The 20149-nt window shown below is 59.8% G+C and carries 16 protein-coding genes; 12 read left to right on the top strand and 4 right to left on the bottom strand.

Features of this window, described 5'->3' with window-relative positions; all coding sequences use genetic code 11:
* Window positions 1-240 precede the first annotated feature (240 nt).
* From I6L46_RS02285 to I6L46_RS02275, 3 genes are all read left to right on the top strand, one after another.
* Complete coding sequence (locus tag I6L46_RS02285; protein WP_042083678.1) at window positions 241-645, top strand: hypothetical protein; 405 nt, start codon at window positions 241-243, stop codon at window positions 643-645.
* Between the two features lie 54 nt (window positions 646-699).
* On the top strand, window positions 700-2730 hold the full coding sequence (locus I6L46_RS02280; RefSeq protein WP_216977278.1) for a M13 family metallopeptidase: 2031 nt from the start codon (window positions 700-702) through the stop codon (window positions 2728-2730).
* A gap of 340 nt (window positions 2731-3070) precedes the next feature.
* Window positions 3071-4003: a GGDEF domain-containing protein gene (locus I6L46_RS02275; protein ID WP_139429278.1), complete on the top strand. Its 933-nt coding sequence runs from the start codon at window positions 3071-3073 to the stop codon at window positions 4001-4003.
* A 98-nt stretch (window positions 4004-4101) separates the two neighbouring features.
* Here the strand turns inward: I6L46_RS02275 and crr are convergent, their stop codons facing one another.
* From crr to cysK, 4 genes are all read right to left on the bottom strand, one after another.
* On the bottom strand, window positions 4102-4611 hold the full coding sequence (crr, locus tag I6L46_RS02270; protein WP_005338264.1) for a PTS glucose transporter subunit IIA: 510 nt from the start codon (window positions 4609-4611) through the stop codon (window positions 4102-4104).
* A 42-nt stretch (window positions 4612-4653) separates the two neighbouring features.
* Window positions 4654-6381 (bottom strand): phosphoenolpyruvate-protein phosphotransferase PtsI, encoded by a 1728-nt coding sequence (gene ptsI, locus I6L46_RS02265; RefSeq protein WP_005359034.1) that lies wholly within the window; start codon window positions 6379-6381, stop codon window positions 4654-4656.
* 46 nt (window positions 6382-6427) lie between these two features.
* On the bottom strand, window positions 6428-6685 hold the full coding sequence (locus I6L46_RS02260) for an HPr family phosphocarrier protein (RefSeq protein ID WP_005338266.1): 258 nt from the start codon (window positions 6683-6685) through the stop codon (window positions 6428-6430).
* A 440-nt stretch (window positions 6686-7125) separates the two neighbouring features.
* Window positions 7126-8094 carry a cysteine synthase A gene (cysK, locus tag I6L46_RS02255; protein ID WP_181269038.1) on the bottom strand — a complete coding sequence of 323 codons (969 nt, stop codon included), beginning with the start codon at window positions 8092-8094 and terminating at the stop codon, window positions 7126-7128.
* 159 nt (window positions 8095-8253) lie between these two features.
* Between cysK and I6L46_RS02250 the strand changes: the two genes are divergently transcribed.
* From I6L46_RS02250 to exeE, 9 genes are all read left to right on the top strand, one after another.
* Window positions 8254-9096: a MoxR family ATPase gene (locus I6L46_RS02250; RefSeq protein ID WP_216977277.1), complete on the top strand. Its 843-nt coding sequence runs from the start codon at window positions 8254-8256 to the stop codon at window positions 9094-9096.
* A gap of 3 nt (window positions 9097-9099) precedes the next feature.
* Window positions 9100-10263 carry a VWA domain-containing protein gene (locus I6L46_RS02245; protein ID WP_216977276.1) on the top strand — a complete coding sequence of 388 codons (1164 nt, stop codon included), beginning with the start codon at window positions 9100-9102 and terminating at the stop codon, window positions 10261-10263.
* Window positions 10264-10317: 54 nt separating this feature from the next.
* On the top strand, window positions 10318-11439 hold the full coding sequence (locus tag I6L46_RS02240; protein WP_139459968.1) for a beta-ketoacyl-ACP synthase III: 1122 nt from the start codon (window positions 10318-10320) through the stop codon (window positions 11437-11439).
* Between the two features lie 49 nt (window positions 11440-11488).
* On the top strand, window positions 11489-12934 hold the full coding sequence (locus I6L46_RS02235) for an HD domain-containing phosphohydrolase (RefSeq protein WP_216977275.1): 1446 nt from the start codon (window positions 11489-11491) through the stop codon (window positions 12932-12934).
* A 327-nt stretch (window positions 12935-13261) separates the two neighbouring features.
* Entirely contained in the window at window positions 13262-14830 is a 1569-nt protein-coding gene (locus tag I6L46_RS02230; protein WP_216977274.1) for an ExeA family protein, read from the top strand.
* Window positions 14830-15522: a GspB family T2SS assembly factor variant ExeB gene (gene exeB, locus I6L46_RS02225; RefSeq protein WP_216977273.1), complete on the top strand. Its 693-nt coding sequence runs from the start codon at window positions 14830-14832 to the stop codon at window positions 15520-15522. The genes I6L46_RS02230 and exeB overlap by 1 nt, the downstream gene beginning before the upstream one ends.
* Window positions 15523-15749: 227 nt before the next feature.
* Window positions 15750-16583, top strand: a complete 834-nt coding sequence (gene exeC / locus I6L46_RS02220) for a GspC family type II secretion system variant ExeC (protein ID WP_279490970.1) — start codon at window positions 15750-15752, stop codon at window positions 16581-16583.
* 21 nt (window positions 16584-16604) lie between these two features.
* Window positions 16605-18644, top strand: a complete 2040-nt coding sequence (gene exeD / locus I6L46_RS02215) for a GspD family T2SS secretin variant ExeD (RefSeq protein WP_201990811.1) — start codon at window positions 16605-16607, stop codon at window positions 18642-18644.
* Window positions 18644-20149, top strand: coding sequence for a GspE family T2SS ATPase variant ExeE (gene exeE / locus I6L46_RS02210; protein WP_216977271.1), 1506 nt, complete (start codon window positions 18644-18646; stop codon window positions 20147-20149). The genes exeD and exeE overlap by 1 nt, the downstream gene beginning before the upstream one ends.

Raw genomic sequence — 20149 nt, 5'->3', positions numbered from 1 at the left:
AACAAACACTTGCCCTACATCACTACTTACCGCATGGATGAAACCTGCGCCCTTCTCCCCTCACCGCGCCCCCATACCGCGCTCGCTCCGGCTCCCGGATTTTTATAACTTTTTTTAATTTTATTTGAGTGTCCTCTTCATCCTGACCATTGCAAAGTGGCGCCATTCCAGCGCCGGGCACTGTGACCACCACCCTGCTGACACCGACTTGCTCATTTGATAATTGAAAGGATCCGAGAGATGAAACACCCCTTGATGGTAATGGGAATAGCCACCTGTCTGGCATTAAGCGGCTGCCAGAATATGGACACCAAGAAAGTCCTGATAGGTGCAGCTGCGCTGGGTGCCATCGGCGCTGCTGGCTATTACGCCGGGAAAAAGCACAGCGATAACAAACACGAGCATGATGGCCAGCATGACGATAGCGATGACCAGCATATGGCCACCAGCAAGATGCCCCGTTACTGCTCGGGGGAAGCGGCCAGCAAATTCCATGTCTCCCCCCGCGATATCACCACCGAGTCGGCAGAAGAGAGCGGCCAGAGATACAAGGTCTATGGCCAGTACGAGACCGATGATGATCTGGTCGACTTTACCTGCACCTTCAATCACGACGGTCGCTTCCTCTCGGTCGTTCGCAGCTGAGAGCCCATCGGTTACAGCCAATCCACCACTGGCCCCCAATACAGGACACACACGATGAAACAGCAACGCAGCATGATCGCCAGCCTCATTGCGCTGGCCCTGCTTGGCCTGGCCCCATGCGCCGGTGCCGCCAGCGGCCACTCCGGGGTGGAGCTGGCCAGCATGGATAACAGCGTGCGCGCGGCGGACGATCTGTTTCGCCACGTCAACGGCAACTGGCTGGCACAGACCCGGATACCGGATGACATGCCGGGGCAGACCATCGGCAATCTGTTGGCGGACAAGTCGCTGGAGGATCGCAAGGTGTTGCTGGAGGAGCTGCTCAAGCGCCCGCAACAGGCCGGAACCCCTCGCCAGCAGATCGCCGATCTCTACGCCAGCTATCTGGATCAGGCCGGACGGGATGCCAAAGGGCTGACCCCCATTCAGCCACTGCGCGACGAGATCATGGCCATCCATGATGGCGCCTCGCTGGCCACCTACTTTGCCCGGGTTAACAAGCTGGGGGGCGGCGCTCCCTTTGGTATCGGGTTCATGGCCGACAAGAAGCAGCCTGACCGCTACGGGATCTATCTGCAGCAATCCGGCCTCGGTCTGCCGGATCGGGACTACTACCTGAAAGAAGATGCCGCCAGCAAGGCTCTGCGGGCCAGCTACGAGCAATTCATTAGAGCCCTGCTCAACCATGCCGGCGTCGAGGGGGCGAGCGAACAGGCCCATCGCATTCTTGCGCTGGAGATCCGGCTCGCCAGCCTGCAGTGGGGCAGAGTCAAGCTGCGGGATGACAACCTCACCTACAACAAACTGCCCATCGCCCGCCTCAGTCAGTTGCTGCCCACCCTGGATTGGCAACGCTACCTGACAGAGGCCGGTATCGCCGGGGAAACGGAGATCATCGTCAGTGAGCCGGACTATCTGGAGAAGCTGACCGCCGTGATGCAGGAGACCAGCATCGCGCAGTGGCAATCCTACTGCCTGTTCCATCTGCTACGCACTTATGCGCCCTATCTCGACAGCCAGAGCAATGCCCTGCACTTCGCTTTCTACGGCACGACCCTGAGCGGCATCCCCCGTCAGCGGGAGCCCTGGAAGCAGGCCATGGAGGTGCTGGACGACTATCTGGGTCAGGCGGTGGGCAAACTCTACGTGGAGCGCTACTTCCCGGCCGAAGCCAAGGCACAGATGGCGACCATGGTACGCAATCTGATCGCCGCCTATCGCCAGGAGATCGGTGGGCTCGACTGGATGTCTGCTCCGACCAAACAGCAGGCGCTGGCAAAACTGGAGAAGGTACGGGTCAAGATCGGCTATCCCGACCAGTGGCAGGATTACAGCGCAATCGAGATCCATCCCGATGATCTGGTCGGCAATGCCCAGCGCGCGGCCAGGGTGCGTTACAACGAGCACCTTGCCCGCCTCCATCAATCGGTGGATCGGGAGGAGTGGTTCGACAATCCGCAGACGGTGAACGCCTACTACAACCCGAACAACAACGAGATCGTCTTCCCGGCAGCCATACTGCAACCACCCTACTTCGATCTGAAGGCGGATGATGCGGTCAACTATGGCGCCATCGGCGCGGTCATCGGTCACGAGTTGAGCCATGGTTTCGATGATCAGGGGGCCAAATTCGATGGCAACGGTGCCTTGCACAACTGGTGGGCTCCGGCCGATCTCAAGGAGTTCACCGCCAGAGCGCAAAAACTGGCCAAACAGTACGACCGTTTCGAGCCCATCAAGGGGGAGCATGTCAACGGCCAGCTGACACTTGGCGAGAACATCGGCGATCTCGGCGGCTTGACCATCGCCCACAAGGCGTACCAGCTCGCCCTGGGCAACCACCAACCAGCGGTGCTCGATGGCTTCACCGCCGAGCAGCGATTCTTTATCGGCTGGGCACAGGTGTGGAAAGGGAAGTACCGGCCCGAGCTCGCTGCCGTTCTGCTCAAGACAGATCCCCACTCGCCGCTGGAGTACCGGGTCAATGGCGTCGTCGCGAATATGCCGGCCTTCTATCGCGCCTTTGCCATCAAGCCGGGAGACAAGCTCTATCTGCCACCTTCCGAGCGCGTGAGGATTTGGTGACCACCAGCAGGGGCCCTGGCCCGAAAAGCTCCAGCAGATGGACCACCTCCACCTGAGCTAAAGATGACCGACACAGGGAGTGTCTGTTTTACCCTGCCTGGTTTTTCCCGACCCACATGTGCCTGACCATGTGGGTTTTTTTTGACCCTTTTGCCTCGCCGCTTCTCCTCAGCCTGCCCAGCTTTCACCCGATACGGCCACGGCAAACAACCCCGCCATTTTCTCGCCTTTGCCATTGGCTGAAAAACCGGCGGCGTAACCGCTATAAATCGGTTTACCACCAAACAGGTCTGACCTATGGTAAAGCATGTAAAAGATGCATCGTGGAGCCGCTTTTCCTATGAATGACCGAGAACTGCAACAGATCCTGTTTCGCTCCTTCGATGTGATCCCGCTGCCTATTCTGGTGTCAGAATCCATTGCCCGTCACGATGGCTGCTCACCCGACATGATCCCGCAGCGGCGCCACCGCTTTCTGAATAAAGCCTTTATTGAGCAGCTGGGCTACAACCTTGACGATCTGCCGGACATGGCCTCCTGGTTTCAGGTCGCCTACCCGGATGAAGGATATCGCCGCACCATCATCGACTCCTGGCACTCCCAGGTAGAACAGAGCTTGTCGCAAGGGCTGGAGGTTGCCGAGATGCCTGCGCTGATCCGCTGCAAGAGCGGTCAGTCGCGCTGGTTTATCGTCACTGCCCAGCTGGGAGCCGATGCCATCCCGGATGGCCATATCGTCACCTTTCGCGATATCCACGACCTGCAGTGTATGGTGGAGGAGGTGAGCCGCCTCTCCTGCACCGATCCGCTCACCGAACTGACCAACCGGCGTGGCGCCCAGCAACAGTTGCAGGCCCTCTGGTTGCAAGGTGAGCCCCTCTCGGTGGTGTTGGGAGATATCGACCATTTCAAACAGGTCAATGACCGCTACGGCCACCCTGCGGGTGATGCCGCGCTCTGCGCCGTCGCCCACGCCATGGCGAGCCAGCTGTTGCCGGGGGAGAGTCTGGCCCGTTGGGGTGGAGAGGAGTTTCTGCTGATCCTGCCTGGTTGCGATATTGAACAGGCGGCACGGCGCGCCGAACAGCTGCGCCAGCATGTCAGTACCACCCGATTGCCATGGCAGGGGAAACAGCTCTCCCTCACCATCAGTCTGGGGTGTGCCAGCATGAAGGGGCAGGAGAGCATCGACTATCTGCTGATGATGGCCGATCGGGCCCTTTATCAGGCCAAGGATCAGGGCCGTAACCGGGTTGTCATCTCGACGGAATAGAGTAATAACCAGAAAGAAAAGCCGACTCGCAGCCATAAAAAAACCGAAGCACAAGGCCTCGGTTTTTTACTGCGCAACTGGCGTGAGCCAGCCGGGCATTACTTCTTGATACGGATAACCGGGGTCTCGCCCACAGTCACGGCACCAGTCATTTTGATCAGCTCTTTGATCTCGTCCATGTTGGAGATGACAACCGGAGTCAGGGTAGACTTGGCTTTCGCTTCCAGAACGGCCAGATCGAACTCGATGATGGTGTCGCCGCGCTTGACCTGTTGACCTTCCTGAGCGATACGCTTGAAGCCTTCGCCTTTCAGTTCAACGGTGTCGATACCGAAGTGAACGAACAGCTCGATACCGGAGTCGGATTCCAGAGAGAACGCGTGGTTGGTCTCGAAAATCTTGCCAATGGTACCATCGCACGGCGCAACCATCTTGTTGCCAGCCGGCTTGATGGCGATACCGTCACCAACGATCTTCTCGGCGAAGACAACGTCAGGCACATCTTCGATCGGCACGATTTCGCCAGACAGCGGAGCAAAGATTTCGATGCCGCCGGTGTCAGAGCTATCGTCGGAAACCAGTTTCTTCAGTTTATCAAACAGACCCATATAAAGCTCCTAGAGATGATTTGTCGCTGTTTGCAGCCGATCTTAGCAGACTGCTTTCTGCTTAATAAAGTTATCTACGCACGCTTCGATTTCAGCAGCGGTGGCAAAGCTCAGTGCTTGATCAGCCATTGCCTTCACATCTTCGAAGTTGGTGTTGCGGATAAGCTTCTTGATACGCGGTACAGAGATGGCGCTCATGGAGAACTCATCCAGACCCATACCCAGCAGCAGCAGGGTAGCGCGCTCGTCACCAGCCAGTTCACCACACATACCGGTCCACTTGCCTTCGGCGTGGGACGCATCGATAACCATCTTGATCAGGGTCAGGACGGAGGGTGACAGCGGGTTGTACATGGCGGAGATCATCTCGTTACCACGATCGACAGCCAGGGTGTACTGGGTCAGGTCGTTGGTACCGATACTGAAGAAATCCACTTCCTTGGCCAGATGATGAGCCATCACGGCAGCGGCCGGGGTCTCGATCATGATACCCACTTCGATGGATTCATCAAAGGCTTTGCCTTCGGCACGCAGTTCGGCTTTCAGCGTCTCTACGGTAGCTTTCAGGCTACGGAACTCTTCGACAGAGATGATCATCGGGAACATGATGCGCAGTTTGCCGAAGGCAGAGGCGCGCAGAATGGCCCGCAGCTGAGCATGCATGATGTCTTCGCGGTCGAAGAAAATACGCACGGCACGCCAGCCCAGGAAGGGGTTCATCTCTTTCGGGAAATTCATGTAGGGCAGCTCTTTATCACCGCCAATGTCCATGGTACGCACGATGATCGGCTGATCCGGCATCGCTTCGGCCACTTCTTTGTAGGCTTTGAACTGCTCTTCTTCGGTCGGCAGCGCGTCACGGTCCATGAACAGGAACTCGGTACGGTACAGACCCACGCCTTCGGCGCCATTGCGGATGGCACCTTCGGTATCCTTGACGGTACCGATGTTGGCACACACTTCGACCTGGTGACCATCCAGCGTGATGGCTGGCAGATCTTTCAGCTTGGCCAGCTCATCTTTCTCGGCCTGGAACTGAGCCTGGAACTTCTTGGCTTCGGTCAGCTGTTCAGCGGTCGGATTGATGATGATCTGGTTGTTGATCGCATCCAGCACCAGCATATCACCGTTCTTGACGCGCTCGGTGATGTCGTTGGTGCCTACCACGGCCGGCAGCTCCAGGGAGCGGGCCATGATGGAGGTGTGGGAAGTACGGCCACCGATGTCGGTAACGAAACCCAGCACATATTTCAGGTTGATCTGAGCGGTTTCAGACGGGGTCAGGTCTTTGGCGACCAGGATCACCTCTTCGTCGATGGTGCTCAGGTTGACAACGGCGATGCCCAGCACGTTCTTCACCAGACGGGTACCGATGTCACGGAAGTCGGTGGCGCGCTCGCGCAGATAGGGGTCATCCAGCTCGGCCATCATCTTGGCGTACTGCTCGATCACCTCATAGATGGCTTTGTCGGCGGATGCCTTGTTCTCTTTGATGAAGGATTTGATATCCCCTTCCAGCTCCTCATCTTCGAGCAACATGATGTGGCCTTCGAAGATGGCCTCTTTTTCCTCACCGAAGGTGCGACCGGCCATCTCTTTGATGGCTTCCAGCTGGGCAGCTGACTTGGTACGAGCTTCGAGGAAACGGTTGATCTCGGCATCAATCTGATCAGCAGAAATTTTGCCCTGATTGATAACGATTTCATCTTCTTTAAGAAGAAGCGCCTTACCGAATGCGATACCGGGGGACGCAAGAATGCCAGATATCATAATCCTTCCTATTAAAACGACTGTGGGGGAGGAATCTAAAGCTGGATTACTCCAGCTCGTCCATCAGGGCAACCAGCTTCTCAACAGCTTGCTGGGCATCCGGGCCGTCAGCCTGGATGGTTACGTTGGTGCCCTTGGTCAGGCCCAGGGTCTGCAGCTTGAACAGGCTCTTGGCGCTGGCGGACTTGCCACCGGAGACCACAGTGATCTCGCTTTGGAATTCTTTGGCTTCTTTCACGAACTGAGCTGCCGGACGGGTGTGCAGGCCGTTTTCAGCAGTAATAACAACAGACTTCTCGTACATGGTTTCACCCCATATTATTGATATTTTTTGGTGGATTGGTCGTTTTTGAAGCAACCTGACCCACCGTGTCAGTATGGATATGTTGTAAAGTAACGAAAGCAGACCCGCAATGGTTTAATCCAGGTCAAGTTTCTGTGCAGTAATCGGCGCGCTGGTTGGCAATTTTCAGTTATTGGGCTACAAGCCGCATCAGGACTGGCCTGAAATTATTTTATAACGAAAAATAACACTTTGTTACTTTGTGATACCCAGCCAGCAAACACCGCGTGACGCCGCACAGGATATGAGATTTAGAGCGGAATGTCTGCTTTTTTTCTCACTCCGGAACTTGTTATTTTACCCCAAAAAATAAGGATCAAGTGACACTATCAGGGGTTGAGTCTAGCCCATAAAGAAGCGGCGCTCTTGGGAGCGCCGCTGTTTTGAAAGATTCCGATCAGTTACTGCTGCAGTTCCTGCTCGCTGAACACCCCGGCAAACAGGGCGCTGGAGAGGTAACGCTCCGCCGCACTCGGCAGGATGACCACAATGGTTTTGCCCGCAAATTCCGGCAGCTCGGCCAGACGGCTGGCAGCCACCACCGCAGCACCGGAGCTGATACCGGCCAGGATCCCCTCCTCCTCCATCAGGCGGCGAGCCATCTCGATAGCTTCGTCACTGGTCACCTGCTCGACCCGGTCAATCAGGGAGAGGTCGAGGTTGCCCGGGATAAAGCCGGCGCCGATACCCTGGATCTTGTGGGGGCCCGGTTTGATCTCTTCACCGGCCAGCTTCTGGCTGATGACCGGCGACTCGGCAGGTTCGACCGCAACAGAGACCACCGCCTTGCCCTGGGTCTTCTTCAGGTAGCGGGAGACACCGGTAATGGTGCCGCCGGTACCGACCCCGGCCACGAACACATCCACCTCACCGTCAGTGGCATCCCAAATCTCGGGGCCAGTGGTCTTTTCGTGGATCTCCGGGTTGGCTGGGTTTTCAAACTGTTGCAACAGCACGTATTTGCCCGGCTCGGACTCGAGGATCTCGTTGGCCTTGGCAATGGCGCCCTTCATGCCGAGCGGCCCTTCGGTCAGCACCAGATTGGCACCGAGCGCCTTGAGCAGCTTGCGGCGCTCCAGACTCATGGTTGCCGGCATGGTCAGGGTAATGGGATAGCCGCGAGCAGCCGCAACAAATGCCAGAGCAATACCCGTGTTGCCGCTGGTGGGCTCGATGATCTCCTTACCCTTGGTCAGGATGCCACGCTTCTCGGCATCCCAGATCAGGTTGGCGCCGATCCGGCACTTGACGCTGAAGCTGGGGTTGCGGCTCTCGATCTTGGCCAGCACGCGGCCTTTGGTAACACGGTTGAGACGAACCAGCGGGGTGTGACCGATAGTCTGGCTATTGTCCTCAAAAATTTTGCTCATGGTGCTATCCCTGTGTTTGTTACGACGATGAAACAAGATTACCCTGTGGTTTCTGAATGAGAAGTGACTATTCGTTATAACCATATGGTATTACAACATATAGAGCTTATTCTCTCTGGCCCCTGACTCTGGGCGCCAATCGTCAAAGGAACCGACGTTATGGGATTTTCAGGAAGCAGCCAGTATCTCGCCTCCGATGCATTGAAGATGGCAGTCAATGCCGCCATCACCCTCGAAAAACCGCTGCTGATCAAAGGGGAGCCGGGCACCGGCAAGACGGTGCTGGCGGAAGCGGTCGCCAATCATCTTGGCACCGATCTCATTGCCTGGCATATCAAGTCCACCACCAAGGCCCAACAGGGACTCTACGAATATGATGCGGTGGCCCGGCTGCGCGACTCCCAGCTCGGCGATCCCAGAGTGGCCGATATCAGCCACTACATTCGTAAAGGCAAGTTGTGGCAGGCCTTCAGCGCCGAGCAGCGACCTGTGCTGCTGATCGACGAGATCGACAAGGCCGACATCGAATTTCCCAACGATCTGCTGCTGGAGCTGGATCGGATGGAGTTCGATGTCTACGAGACCGGCGAACGAGTCAAGGCACGCCAGCGGCCGGTGGTCATCATCACCTCCAACAACGAAAAAGAGCTGCCGGATGCCTTCCTGCGCCGCTGCTTCTTTCACTACATCCGCTTCCCCGACAAGGCCGAGATGCAGGCCATCGTCAAACTCCACTACCCCGACCTCAAGGAGAGCCTGCTTGGCGAGGCAATGGAGCTCTTCTTCGAGCTGCGCGAGGTAGAGGGGCTGCGCAAGAAGCCCTCCACCTCGGAGCTGCTGGACTGGATCCGCCTGCTGCTGGCCGACGATATCGCCCCCGAGGCAATGCGTGCCCGCGAGCCCGGCAAGCTGGTGCCCGCGCTATATGGCGCCCTGCTCAAGACCGAGCAGGACCTGCATCTCTTCGAGAAGCTCGCCTTTCTGGCCCGGCGCGGCAGCTGACCCATGCTGATCGACTTTTTTACCCACCTGCGCCGCCACAAGCTGCCGTGCAGCCTGCGTGAGCTGCTGGACTTGCACGCCGCACTGGCTGCCCGGCTGGTCGCTGTCGATATGGAGGAGTTCTACCAGCTCTCCCGCTGCCTGCTGGTAAAAGACGAGGCCCACTACGATCGCTTCGATCGCGCCTTCGCCGAATACTACGAGGGGCTGGAAGCCATCCCCCTGCTGCCGGAAAGCCTGCCCGAGGAGTGGCTGCGCAAGGAGTTCGAACGGCTGTTGAGCCCAGAGGAGAAGGCACAGCTCAAATCCCTCGGCGGACTCGACAAGCTGCTGGAAACCCTTACTCAGCGGCTGAACGAGCAGAAAGAGCGCCATGCCGGTGGCAACAAGTGGGTAGGGACCGGTGGCAGCAGCCCGTTTGGTCACGGCGGTTTTCACCCCGAGGGAGTCCGCATGGGTGGAGAGGGGCTGCATGGCAAGGCGGCCAAGGTGTGGGAGGCCAGACATTATCGCAACTTCAGCGACGACTCACCGCTTGGCCAGCGCGCCATTCAGCTCGCGCTGCGCAAACTCAGACGCTGGGTGCGCAAAGGCAATCCCGACGAGCTGGATCTCGACGACACCATAAAAAGTTCTGCCCGCCAGGGCTGGCTCGATGTGAAACTGCGGCCCGAGCGCCACAACGGGGTGAAGCTGTTGGTTTTCTTCGATGTGGGAGGCTCCATGGATGCCCACGTGGCCGAGGTGCAGCGCCTCTTCTCCGCCCTGCGCCACGAGTTCAAGCATCTGGAGTACTTCTATTTTCACAACTGCCTCTACGACTTCGTCTGGAAGGATAACGCCCGCCGCCTTGAGGAGCGGTTCGATACCCTGCGGCTACTGCGCACCTACGGCAGCGACTACCGGGTGATCCTGGTGGGGGATGCCACCATGGGCCCCTACGAGATCACCTGGCCAGGCGGCAGTGTCGAGCAGTGGAACGAAGAGTCGGGTCAGGTGTGGCTTACCCGCTTGCAGCAGCACTTTCCCAAACTGGTGTGGATCAACCCCACCCCGCGCCGGGAGTGGCTCTGGCATCCCTCCATCAAGCTGATGAATGACGTGGTTGGCGGGCGAATGCATCCGCTGACCCTGGCGGGTCTCGCTGCGGCGATCGACCAGCTGTAACCCTCTCTACCCTATAAACCGACAAGCCGGGAACGCACCCGGCGAGGAGCAAAGATGACCTCTATCGTGATCAGTGGCTCAGGCCTCTATACCCCACCCTTTGCCGTCAGCAATGAAGAGCTGGTGGCTGCCTTCAACCAGTATGTAGATCTCTACAACGAGGAGAACGCCTCTGCCATCGACGCCGGCCAGCTCCCCGCCAAGCAGCACTCCAGTTGCGAGTTCATCGAGAAGGCCTCCGGCATCAAGAGCCGTTATCTGGTGAGCCGCGAGGGGGTGCTCAACCCCGATATCATGCAGCCGCTGCTGGCGGAGCGGCCCGATGAGATGCCCTCCATCATGGTGGAGATGGCGGTGGCCGCCGCCGAGCAGGCGCTGATCGCCGCCGGTCGCGAGCCCGGCGAGATCGATTTGGTGATCGTGGCCGCCTCCAACATGCCGCGCCCCTACCCGGCGCTGGCTATCGAGCTGCAGCACTATCTGGGGGCGAGCGGCATGGCCTTTGACATGAACGTGGCCTGCTCGTCCGCCACCTTCGGCATCAAGACAGCCGCCGACATGCTGGCGGCTGGCACCGCCAATGTGGCGCTGGTAGTCAATCCGGAGATCTGCTCGGGGCACCTCAATTTTCGCGATCGGGATAGTCACTTTATCTTCGGCGATGCCTGCACCGCGGTGCTGCTGGAGCGGGAAGCCGATTGCAAGGTGGCCAATCCATGGCAACTGGTGGCCAGCAAGCTGGTGACCCAATACTCCAACAACATTCGCAACAACTTCGGCTTTCTGAACCGGCTGAGCCCGCGCACCCGCTACGGCGACGACAAGCTGTTTCGCCAGCAGGGGCGCAAGGTGTTCAAGGAGGTGTTACCGCTGGTGTGCGACCAGATTGCCAACCAGCTCGACGAGCAGGGCTGGCCCGCCGAGAGCCTGAACCGGCTCTGGCTCCATCAGGCCAACCTCACCATGAACCAGTTCATCGGCCGCAAGCTGCTCGGTCACGATGCCAGCCAGCAGGAGGCGCCGGTCATTCTTGATAGCTATGGTAATACCAGCTCGGCGGGTTCCATCATCGCGTTTCATCTGTACAATCGCGACCTTCCTGCGGGGGCTCGCGGCGTACTGTGCTCCTTTGGCGCTGGCTACTCCATCGGTAGCCTGCTGCTGCGGCGCCTGTAATAGCGGGTCTCCCGCCGACATAACAATAACCAGCAACATGGGTGGGAATATGCAGAGGATCACGGGGCGTTGCGCCCTGCACTACGGGGTAACCCTGTCACTATTTTGTCTCTATGGCTGGCAGGTTTGCCCGTTTCTCGAGAGTCTCACCCTGCCCCAGTTGCTGGGGCCAACCCTGGTGACCTTCGCCATCATGTTCGCCGTGCGCAATTGGCTGCTCTCAAGGCGGCCCCAGCCGCGCAACGGGCTGGACGGGTTTGGACTGGAGGTCGGTTTCTACCTGCTGGGAGCACTGCTGCTCTCTGGCTACAACGCACTGGCTCACGACTTTCCGCTGGAGAGTCACCTCAAGGTGCTGCTGGGGATGACTACCCTCGGCTTTCTGGTGGCGGCCGATCTGACTCTGGAGCGGGACTTGCATCGGGCCAGAGCACGGCAAGCCGAGCAGAGCCTGGCGCTGAGCCACCCGCTGGCCATGCCGCTGCCACGCAAGTTCACCCTCTTTACCCTGGCGACCCTCACCCTGCTGGGAGGCGTCTTCTTCTTGCTGTTCAACAAGGATCTGGAGTGGCTGGTGACGGTGGAGCGCAGCCTGCCGAGGGTCGATGCCCAGCACTACATCCTGTGGGAGATCGCCTTCGTGATGACGGTGACCTTCTGTTATCTCGCCCTCATCATCCACGGTTATGGTCGCAATCTCGGCCTATCCCTGCGCCACCAGACCAGCACAATGGCCAGAGTACAGTGTGGTGACTTCGACGCCCGGGTGCCGGTCACCCGGGATGACGAATTCGGCCTGATTGCAGCCAGCACCAATCAGATGATCGGCGAGCTGAAATCCCGCAGCGACGAGCTCAACCTGACCCGCGACGTGGCTATCCTCGGCCTCGCCTCGCTGGCGGAGACCCGTGACAACGAGACCGGCGCCCATATCATCCGCACCCAGCACTATGTGAAGGCGCTGGCGCAATACCTCAGTCGCAGCGATTGGGATCGCTATCCGCTCGATGACGCCACCATCGATCTGCTGTTCAAGTCGGCCCCTCTGCACGATGTGGGCAAGGTGGGCATTCCCGATGCCATCCTGCTCAAACCGGGCAAGCTGACCGACGAGGAGTTCGCCATCATGAAGCGCCACCCGCAGATCGGCGCCGATGCGCTGGCGAGCGCTGAGGCGCAGCTGGGCTCCAACTCCTTCCTGCGGCTGGCCCGGGAGATCTCCCTCACCCACCACGAAAAGTGGGATGGCAGCGGCTATCCGGCTGGGATGGCGGGTAAGGACATTCCCCTCTCCGGGCGCTTGATGGCGGTAGCAGATGTCTACGATGCCCTCATCTCGAAACGAGTCTACAAACCTGCTTTCAGCCATGAGGAAGCGAAGGAGATCATCGTGAAGGGGAGCGGCAGCCATTTTGATCCCGGCATTGTCGCGGCGTTTCTCGCTTGCGAAGCGCAGTTCAGGGAGATTGCCGCGCAGTTTCAGGATCACCACTGAGCAAGTACATGCCGACCAGCTTGCCCTGATGGCTGACAGAGCAACAGGCGCCATGAATTGTATACAAACAGGTCTGGCGATCGCCGATTCAGCGCCATGCTGACGGCCTTTGCCAGGCCGCGCCCATATTGATATTTCCCTTTATTTACAGCTATTTTTTGTCATATTGTGATCCGGACTTGTGCCAATGACGCAACCGGGATCACAAGATGGCAGGAAAAGGCCGCAATTTGCCCTTCGGCGCCAATGATGGCTTCCAATGAAAGCGAGGTTTGCTATCATCCGAAGACATTTTTCATCTGTCGCCGGCTACAAAAGAATACCCTCATGTACACACAGTTCTTTGGCCTCTCGGAACACCCGTTTTCCATCTCGCCCAATCCCAAGTACCTCTATATGAGCGAGCGCCACGGCGAAGCCCTTGCTCATCTCAACTATGGATTGCAGGATGGCGGCGGCTTTGTGCTGCTGACCGGCGAAGTGGGCACCGGCAAAACCACCGTCTCCCGCTGCCTGCTGCAACAGCTCCCCGCCGATACCGAGATCGCCTATATCCTCAACCCCTCCCTGACCGAACGGGATCTGCTGGCTGCCATCTGCGACGAGTTTCAACTCCCCTATCCCGAAGATGCCGGGATCAAGCGGCTGTTCGACCTTATTCGCGATCACCTGCTGGCCAACCTGGCGGCAGGCAAGCGCAGCGTGGTACTGGTGGATGAGGCGCAGCACCTGCTGCCCGGCGTACTGGAGCAGCTGCGCCTGCTCACCAACCTCGAAACCGACGAACGAAAACTGCTGCAGGTGGTGCTGATCGGTCAGCCCGAGCTGCAACAGATGCTGCGCCAACCCCTGCTGCGTCAGCTGGCCCAGCGCATTACCGCCCGCTATCACCTGCTGCCGCTCTCTCACAGCGATGTGGATGCCTACGTCCGCTTCCGGCTGCAAGTTGCAGGCTGCGTACAACCCATCTTCACCCCGCGCGCCATCAAGACGCTTCATCGCCTGAGTGGCGGCATCCCCCGTTTCATCAACCTCATCTGTGACCGCGCCCTGATCGCCGCTTTCGCCCGTGGCAGCTACAAGATTGTCCACAGCGATATCAGCCAGGCCGCCTTCGAGGTCAATGGCGTTCGGGACGAAGGGAGCTGGGCCTCCGGTCTGATGGTGACGCTGGCGGGCGCCCTGCTGGTGGCCGCAGGCTGGTGGGGCTGGCAATTTTTCGGCGTGTTCCCCACCCGTCCGGTAGTCAAGGTCGAGGTGCCGGTCACCATCGACGAGACCGCCGAGCAGCAGGAGCAGCTGACCGAGGCGATCAATCAGGCCATCGACCCCGACAGCGCCATGCAGAATCTCTATCGGGTCTGGGGTTATGAACCGGAACCGTTCGAGGCAACCTGTGACAACGCGCCCCGTGCCGGTCTGCGCTGTCAGGAGGGAGAGGCAAGCCTCGACGAGCTGCGCGCCCTGCAGTATCCCGCCATGATCACACTCACTGACCAGACTGGCGGCCTCTACTACGCGACTCTGGTCAATCTGGGGCCGAACAAGGCCAGCCTGATGATAGGTGACCAGAGCTGGCAGGTGGATCGCCAGTGGCTCAGCGACAACTGGGGCGGCAGCTACACCCTGCTTTGGCGCATGCCGAAAGGGGGGGTGAGCCTGATCGCCAGCAATGCCGGTCAGACCCAGATCCAATGGCTCGACAACGCCCTGAGCCGTGCGCTGCAGCAACCCGAGCGCAAGGTGCGCCGCTTCGATGGCGAGCTCAAGAACAAACTGCAGCAGTTCCAGCGGGATCAGGGGCTGACCCCTGATGGCATCGCGGGCAGCAACACCCTGCTGCGTCTCAACGCCCTCTCCGGTGAACCCATGCCCAGACTGGAGGAGGCCTCCTGATGTCTACCCTGCTCAAGGCGCTGCACCGTGCGCAGCAACCGCAACTCTCCGCCCATATTCCGGCCATGGGCTTGCCCATGCCTCGGGAAGAGGAGCGCAGCCCACGCCGCATCGGCTGGCTGCTGGCTCCCCTGGCCCTGTTGCTGGGGGCGGGCGCCAACTATGGCTGGCATCTGCTCCACCTGCGCCCCATCGAGGAGAAGGTGGAGGTGAAAGAGGTGATCACCCCGCCCTTCGTGCGGGTTGAACCCAAGGCAATGGTGACCCGTCCGCTGCCCCCGCCCCTGCCGGAGCCGGTGGTCCAACCCAGAGCAGTGGCCAAAAACGAGGGGACCAGTCAGGGAAATACCCCCGCGCTGAGTCTGGCCGAGCAACTGATGAAAGCCCTCAATGAGACCCCATTGCAGGAGACGCCACACGCCGCCAGCCAGAACGTGCAACCAGCCCAATTGATGGCGCTGGGCTCGGCACCCCAGTCGGTGCGCCAGCAGGTCCCGCAATTGAGCTACGGCTCTCATGTGTTCTCCTCCAACCCCGCCAAGCGGGCCGTGGTGCTCAATGGCCGGGAATACCGGGAGGGGAGCGAAATCGCCCCGGGAGTCGTGCTCGCTACCATCGACCAGCAATACATAGTGCTGCAGGTCGCCGGACAGAGCGTGACCCTCAAGGCGCTGCAGGATTGGCGAGGGTGAGTACGCACCGTACCCTGATGTTCGCTGGCAAGCAGGATGCACCTCACCTGAGTGCCACTTTTGTGAGCATTCAAAGGTTTACGGTGTGATGAAATATCCATTTTTACGGTTTGGCGCGCCCCGACCCGTTGTGTCACAGCACTCCGCCGTACACAATACGCAGCCGCCCCAGAGCCTGGAATTTGTTGATTAATATGACGCTACGATTCAGGGATGACATTTTGACCATGCTGCTGACCCAGTGCCGGCGGCTTCCCATGACCAGAGTCACCCAGGTGGCCTTTCTGGCGCTGCTGATCATGCTGGCCCAGCAGAGCGCCGCCCTCACCTGGCGTCTGCTCACCCTGGCAAGTCCGCAAACCAGCCAACCGTGGCAACCCTCCGCAGTGGCGGTCAACGGCCAGAGCAACCCGCGCCTTGAACTGGGCGAGGTGAGCCGACTGGCGCTGTTTGGCAAGGCGATCCCCAAGGCGCAAGCCAAAGCCGCCGTGGCCGCCAATGCGCCGCGTACCCAGCTCAATGCCCAGCTCAACGGGGTGTTGGCAAGCTCGGATCCCGCCAAATCGATCGCCATCATCGCCATGTCCGGCATCCAGAACTCCTATGGGGTCGGTGACATGATTGACGGCACCCAGGCGCGGATCCGGCAGGTCTATCCGGATCGGGTGATCATCGAGCGGGATGGCCGCGACGAGACCCTGATGCTGGATGGCGAGGAGTATGGCAAGCCACTGCCGCAGACCAACACCGCCCCCCTTGGTTCCCTGCGCAGCGAGCTGATGGCCGATCCGGGCAAGATCACCGATTACCTCAATATTTCACCGGTTCAGGTGGATGGCCGCATGACCGGCTATCGCCTCAACCCGGGCAGCAATCCTGAGTTTTTCAACCAGAGCGGGCTGCAGGCCAATGACCTGGCCATCAGCATCAACGGGCTGGATTTACGGGACAACATGCAAGCCATGCAGGCGATGCAGCAGATGGCTGGCGCAACGGAAATGACAGTGACCGTCGAGCGACAGGGCGAACAGTTCGACATCTATGTGCGCTTGTCAGAATAATGATTTGGAGTCGTACCAATAATGACCACTAAAGGGAAAAGCTGGCGTCTGGCCACTATCGCAGCGGCACTGATGATGGCGGGCTCAGCTTGGGCCACCGAATACTCTGCCAGTTTCAAGAACGCCGATATTGAAGAGTTCATCAATACGGTGGGCAAGAACCTCAATAAAACCATCATCATAGAGCCCTCGGTGCGCGGCAAGATCAACGTGCGCAGCTACGACCTGCTCAATGAGGAGCAGTACTACCAGTTCTTCCTGAGCGTGCTCGACGTCTACGGCTTTGCCGTGGTGCCGATGGACAACGGGGTGCTCAAGGTGCTGCGCTCGCGGGATGCCAAGACCTCCGCCATTCCGGTGGTGGATGGCAGCAACCCGGGCATGGGCGACGAGATGGTGACCCGGGTCGTGCCGGTGCGCAACGTCTCGGTCCGTGAACTGGCGCCACTGCTGCGCCAGCTCAACGACAACGCCGGTGGTGGCAACGTGGTGCACTACGAGCCCTCCAACGTGCTGCTGATCACCGGCCGCGCCGCCGTGGTCAACCGGCTGGTGGAGGTGGTGAACCGGGTCGACCGCGCAGGCGATCAGGATGTGGACATCATCAAGCTCAAGTTCGCCTCGGCGGGTGAAATGGTGCGGCTGGTGACCAATCTCAACAAGGATGGCAACCCACAGGGCGGCACCGCTTCCCTGCTGCTCTCCCCCAAGGTGGTGGCCGACGAGCGCACCAACTCTGTGGTGGTGAGTGGTGAGCCGAAAGCGCGCGCCCGCATCATCCAGATGGTGCGCCAGCTCGACCGCGACCTGCAGAGCCAGGGCAACACCCGGGTCTTCTACCTCAAATATGGCAAGGCCAAAGACATGGTCGAGGTGCTCAAGGGCGTCAGCTCCAGCATCGAGGCCGACAAGAAGGGCGGCGGCGCAACCACAGGTGGCGCCAGCATCGGCGGTGGCAAGCTGGCCATCTCAGCCGACGAGACCACCAATGCGCTGGTCATCACCGCCCAGCCGGACGTGATGTCCGAACTGGAGCAGGTGGTGGCCAAGCTCGATATCCGCCGCGCCCAGGTGCTGGTGGAGGCGATCATCGTTGAGATGCAGGATGGCGACGGCCTCACCCTTGGCGTCCAGTGGGGCAATGCCAACGGCGGTGGCACCCAGTTCACCAACTCCGGTCTGCCCCTCGGCAGTGCCATCGCGGCGGGCAAGGATTACCAGAATGGCAAGACCGACACCGCTGCCGGTCTGCTGAAAGAGTTCAACGGTATGGCCGCCGGTTTCTATCACGGCGACTGGGCCATGCTGGCCACGGCGCTGGCCTCCAATACCAAGAACGATATTCTCTCCACCCCGAGTATCGTCACCATGGACAACAAGGAGGCCTCCTTCAACGTCGGTCAGGAGGTCCCGGTCCAGAGCGGTTCGCAAAGCTCCACCACCAGCGATCAGGTGTTCAACACCATCGAACGCAAGACGGTGGGCACCAAGCTGGTGGTGACCCCGCAGATCAACGAAGGGGATTCGGTGCTGCTCAATATCGAGCAGGAGGTCTCCAGCGTCGCCCAGACCCAGGCGACCGGTACTGCCAACCTTGGCCCCACCTTCGATACCCGTACCGTCAAGAACGCGGTGTTGGTCAAAAGCGGCGAAACCGTGGTGCTGGGCGGTTTGATGAATGAGGAGACCAAGGAGCAGGTCTCCAAGGTGCCCTTGCTGGGCGATATCCCGGTGCTGGGCTATCTGTTTCGCTCCACCTCCAACACCACCTCCAAGCGCAACCTGATGGTCTTTATCCGGCCGACCATCTTGCGTGATGCGGATGTCTATACCGGTGTCTCCAGCAACAAATACTCCCTGTTCCGCGCCGAACAGCTGGATGCGGCTGCCCAGGAGGGCTATCTCACCTCGCCCAAACGTCAGGTATTGCCTGCCTATGGCCAGGATGTGATGGTGTCGCCCGAGCTGCAAAAAGAGATCCAGAAGCAGATCAACGAGATGCGGAGCAGACAGCAAAGCACTGTCGAGACCACCACCCCGTTTGTGCAGAGTAAGCCCTGATGAGTGCCTACCATCTGGATGGAAGCGCCGGGCCTGCGCCACTGCCCGAGCTCCCTTTTGTCTTTGCCCGCAACTTCGGAGTGATCCTGATTGAGCGGGACGGCGCCCCCGTGCTGCAGTGCCGCCCTGGCGTCACCCCGCAGGCCCTGCTGGAAGTGCGGCGGGTCGCAGGTTGCAGCTTCGCGGTGGAGCAGCTCGACAACGAGGCCTTCGAAGAGCTGCTGATGGCTCACTACCAGCGCGACTCCTCCGAGGCGCGCCAGCTGATGGAAGATCTCGGCAACGAGATGGACTTCTTCGCCCTGGCCGAAGAGCTGCCGCAAAGCGAAGATCTGCTGGATGCCGACGACGACGCCCCCATCATTCGCCTCATCAATGCCATGCTGAGCGAGGCGATCAAGGAGGAGGCCTCCGATATCCATATCGAGACCTTCGAGCGGGCACTGGTGATCCGCTTTCGCATCGATGGGGTGCTGCGGGAGATACTGCGCCCCCATCGCAAGCTGGCCTCGCTACTGGTCTCGCGGATCAAGGTGATGTCGCGGATGGATATCGCCGAGAAGCGGGTACCGCAGGATGGCCGTATCTCGTTGCGTATCGGCGGTCGCGCCGTCGACGTGCGGGTCTCCACCATGCCGTCCAGCTACGGCGAGCGGGTGGTATTGCGTCTGCTCGACAAGAACAACGTGCGCCTCGAGCTCAAGCAGCTGGGGATGACCGCGGCCAACCGCACCATCATCAGCGAGCTTATTCGCAAGCCCCACGGCATTATTCTGGTCACCGGCCCGACCGGTTCCGGTAAATCCACCACCCTCTATGCGGCGCTGTCTGAAATCAACTCGCGGGATCGCAACATTCTGACGGTGGAAGACCCTATCGAATATGACCTCGAAGGGGTGGGCCAGACCCAGGTCAACACCAAGGTGGACATGACCTTCGCCCGCGGCCTGCGCGCCATTCTGCGTCAGGATCCGGATGTGGTGATGGTGGGGGAAATTCGTGACCTTGAAACCGCCCAGATTGCGGTGCAGGCGTCGCTGACCGGTCACCTGGTGATGTCGACCCTGCACACCAACACCGCCATCGGCGCCATCACCCGGATGCGGGACATGGGGATCGAGCCCTTCCTGCTCTCCTCGTCGCTGTTGGCGGTGCTGGCCCAGCGGCTGGTGCGCACCCTCTGCCCCGATTGCCGCGCCCCGCGCCCCATCACCGAGCAGGAGCGCCTCGCCATGGGCATCGAGCTGGCTCCCGATCAGCAGGTGTGGCGCCCGGTCGGCTGCGAGCTGTGCAACCACACCGGCTACCGTGGCCGGACCGGCATTCACGAGCTGGTGGTGATCGATGAAGCGGTGCGTGAAGCCATTCACAGCGCCAGCGGCGAGCTCGCCATCGAGCGGCTGATCCGCGGTCACACCCCCAGCATCCGTCGTGACGGTATCGACAAGGTCCTCAGGGGGCAGACCAGCCTCGAAGAGGTGCTGCGCGTGACCCGGGAAGATTGA

Source organism: Aeromonas sp. FDAARGOS 1416, from assembly GCF_019048085.1.
Taxonomy (GTDB): Bacteria; Pseudomonadota; Gammaproteobacteria; order Enterobacterales; family Aeromonadaceae; genus Aeromonas; species Aeromonas veronii.
The sequence above is the reverse complement of the archived record's forward strand: the minus strand, read 5'-3'. Positions and strand labels throughout refer to the sequence as shown.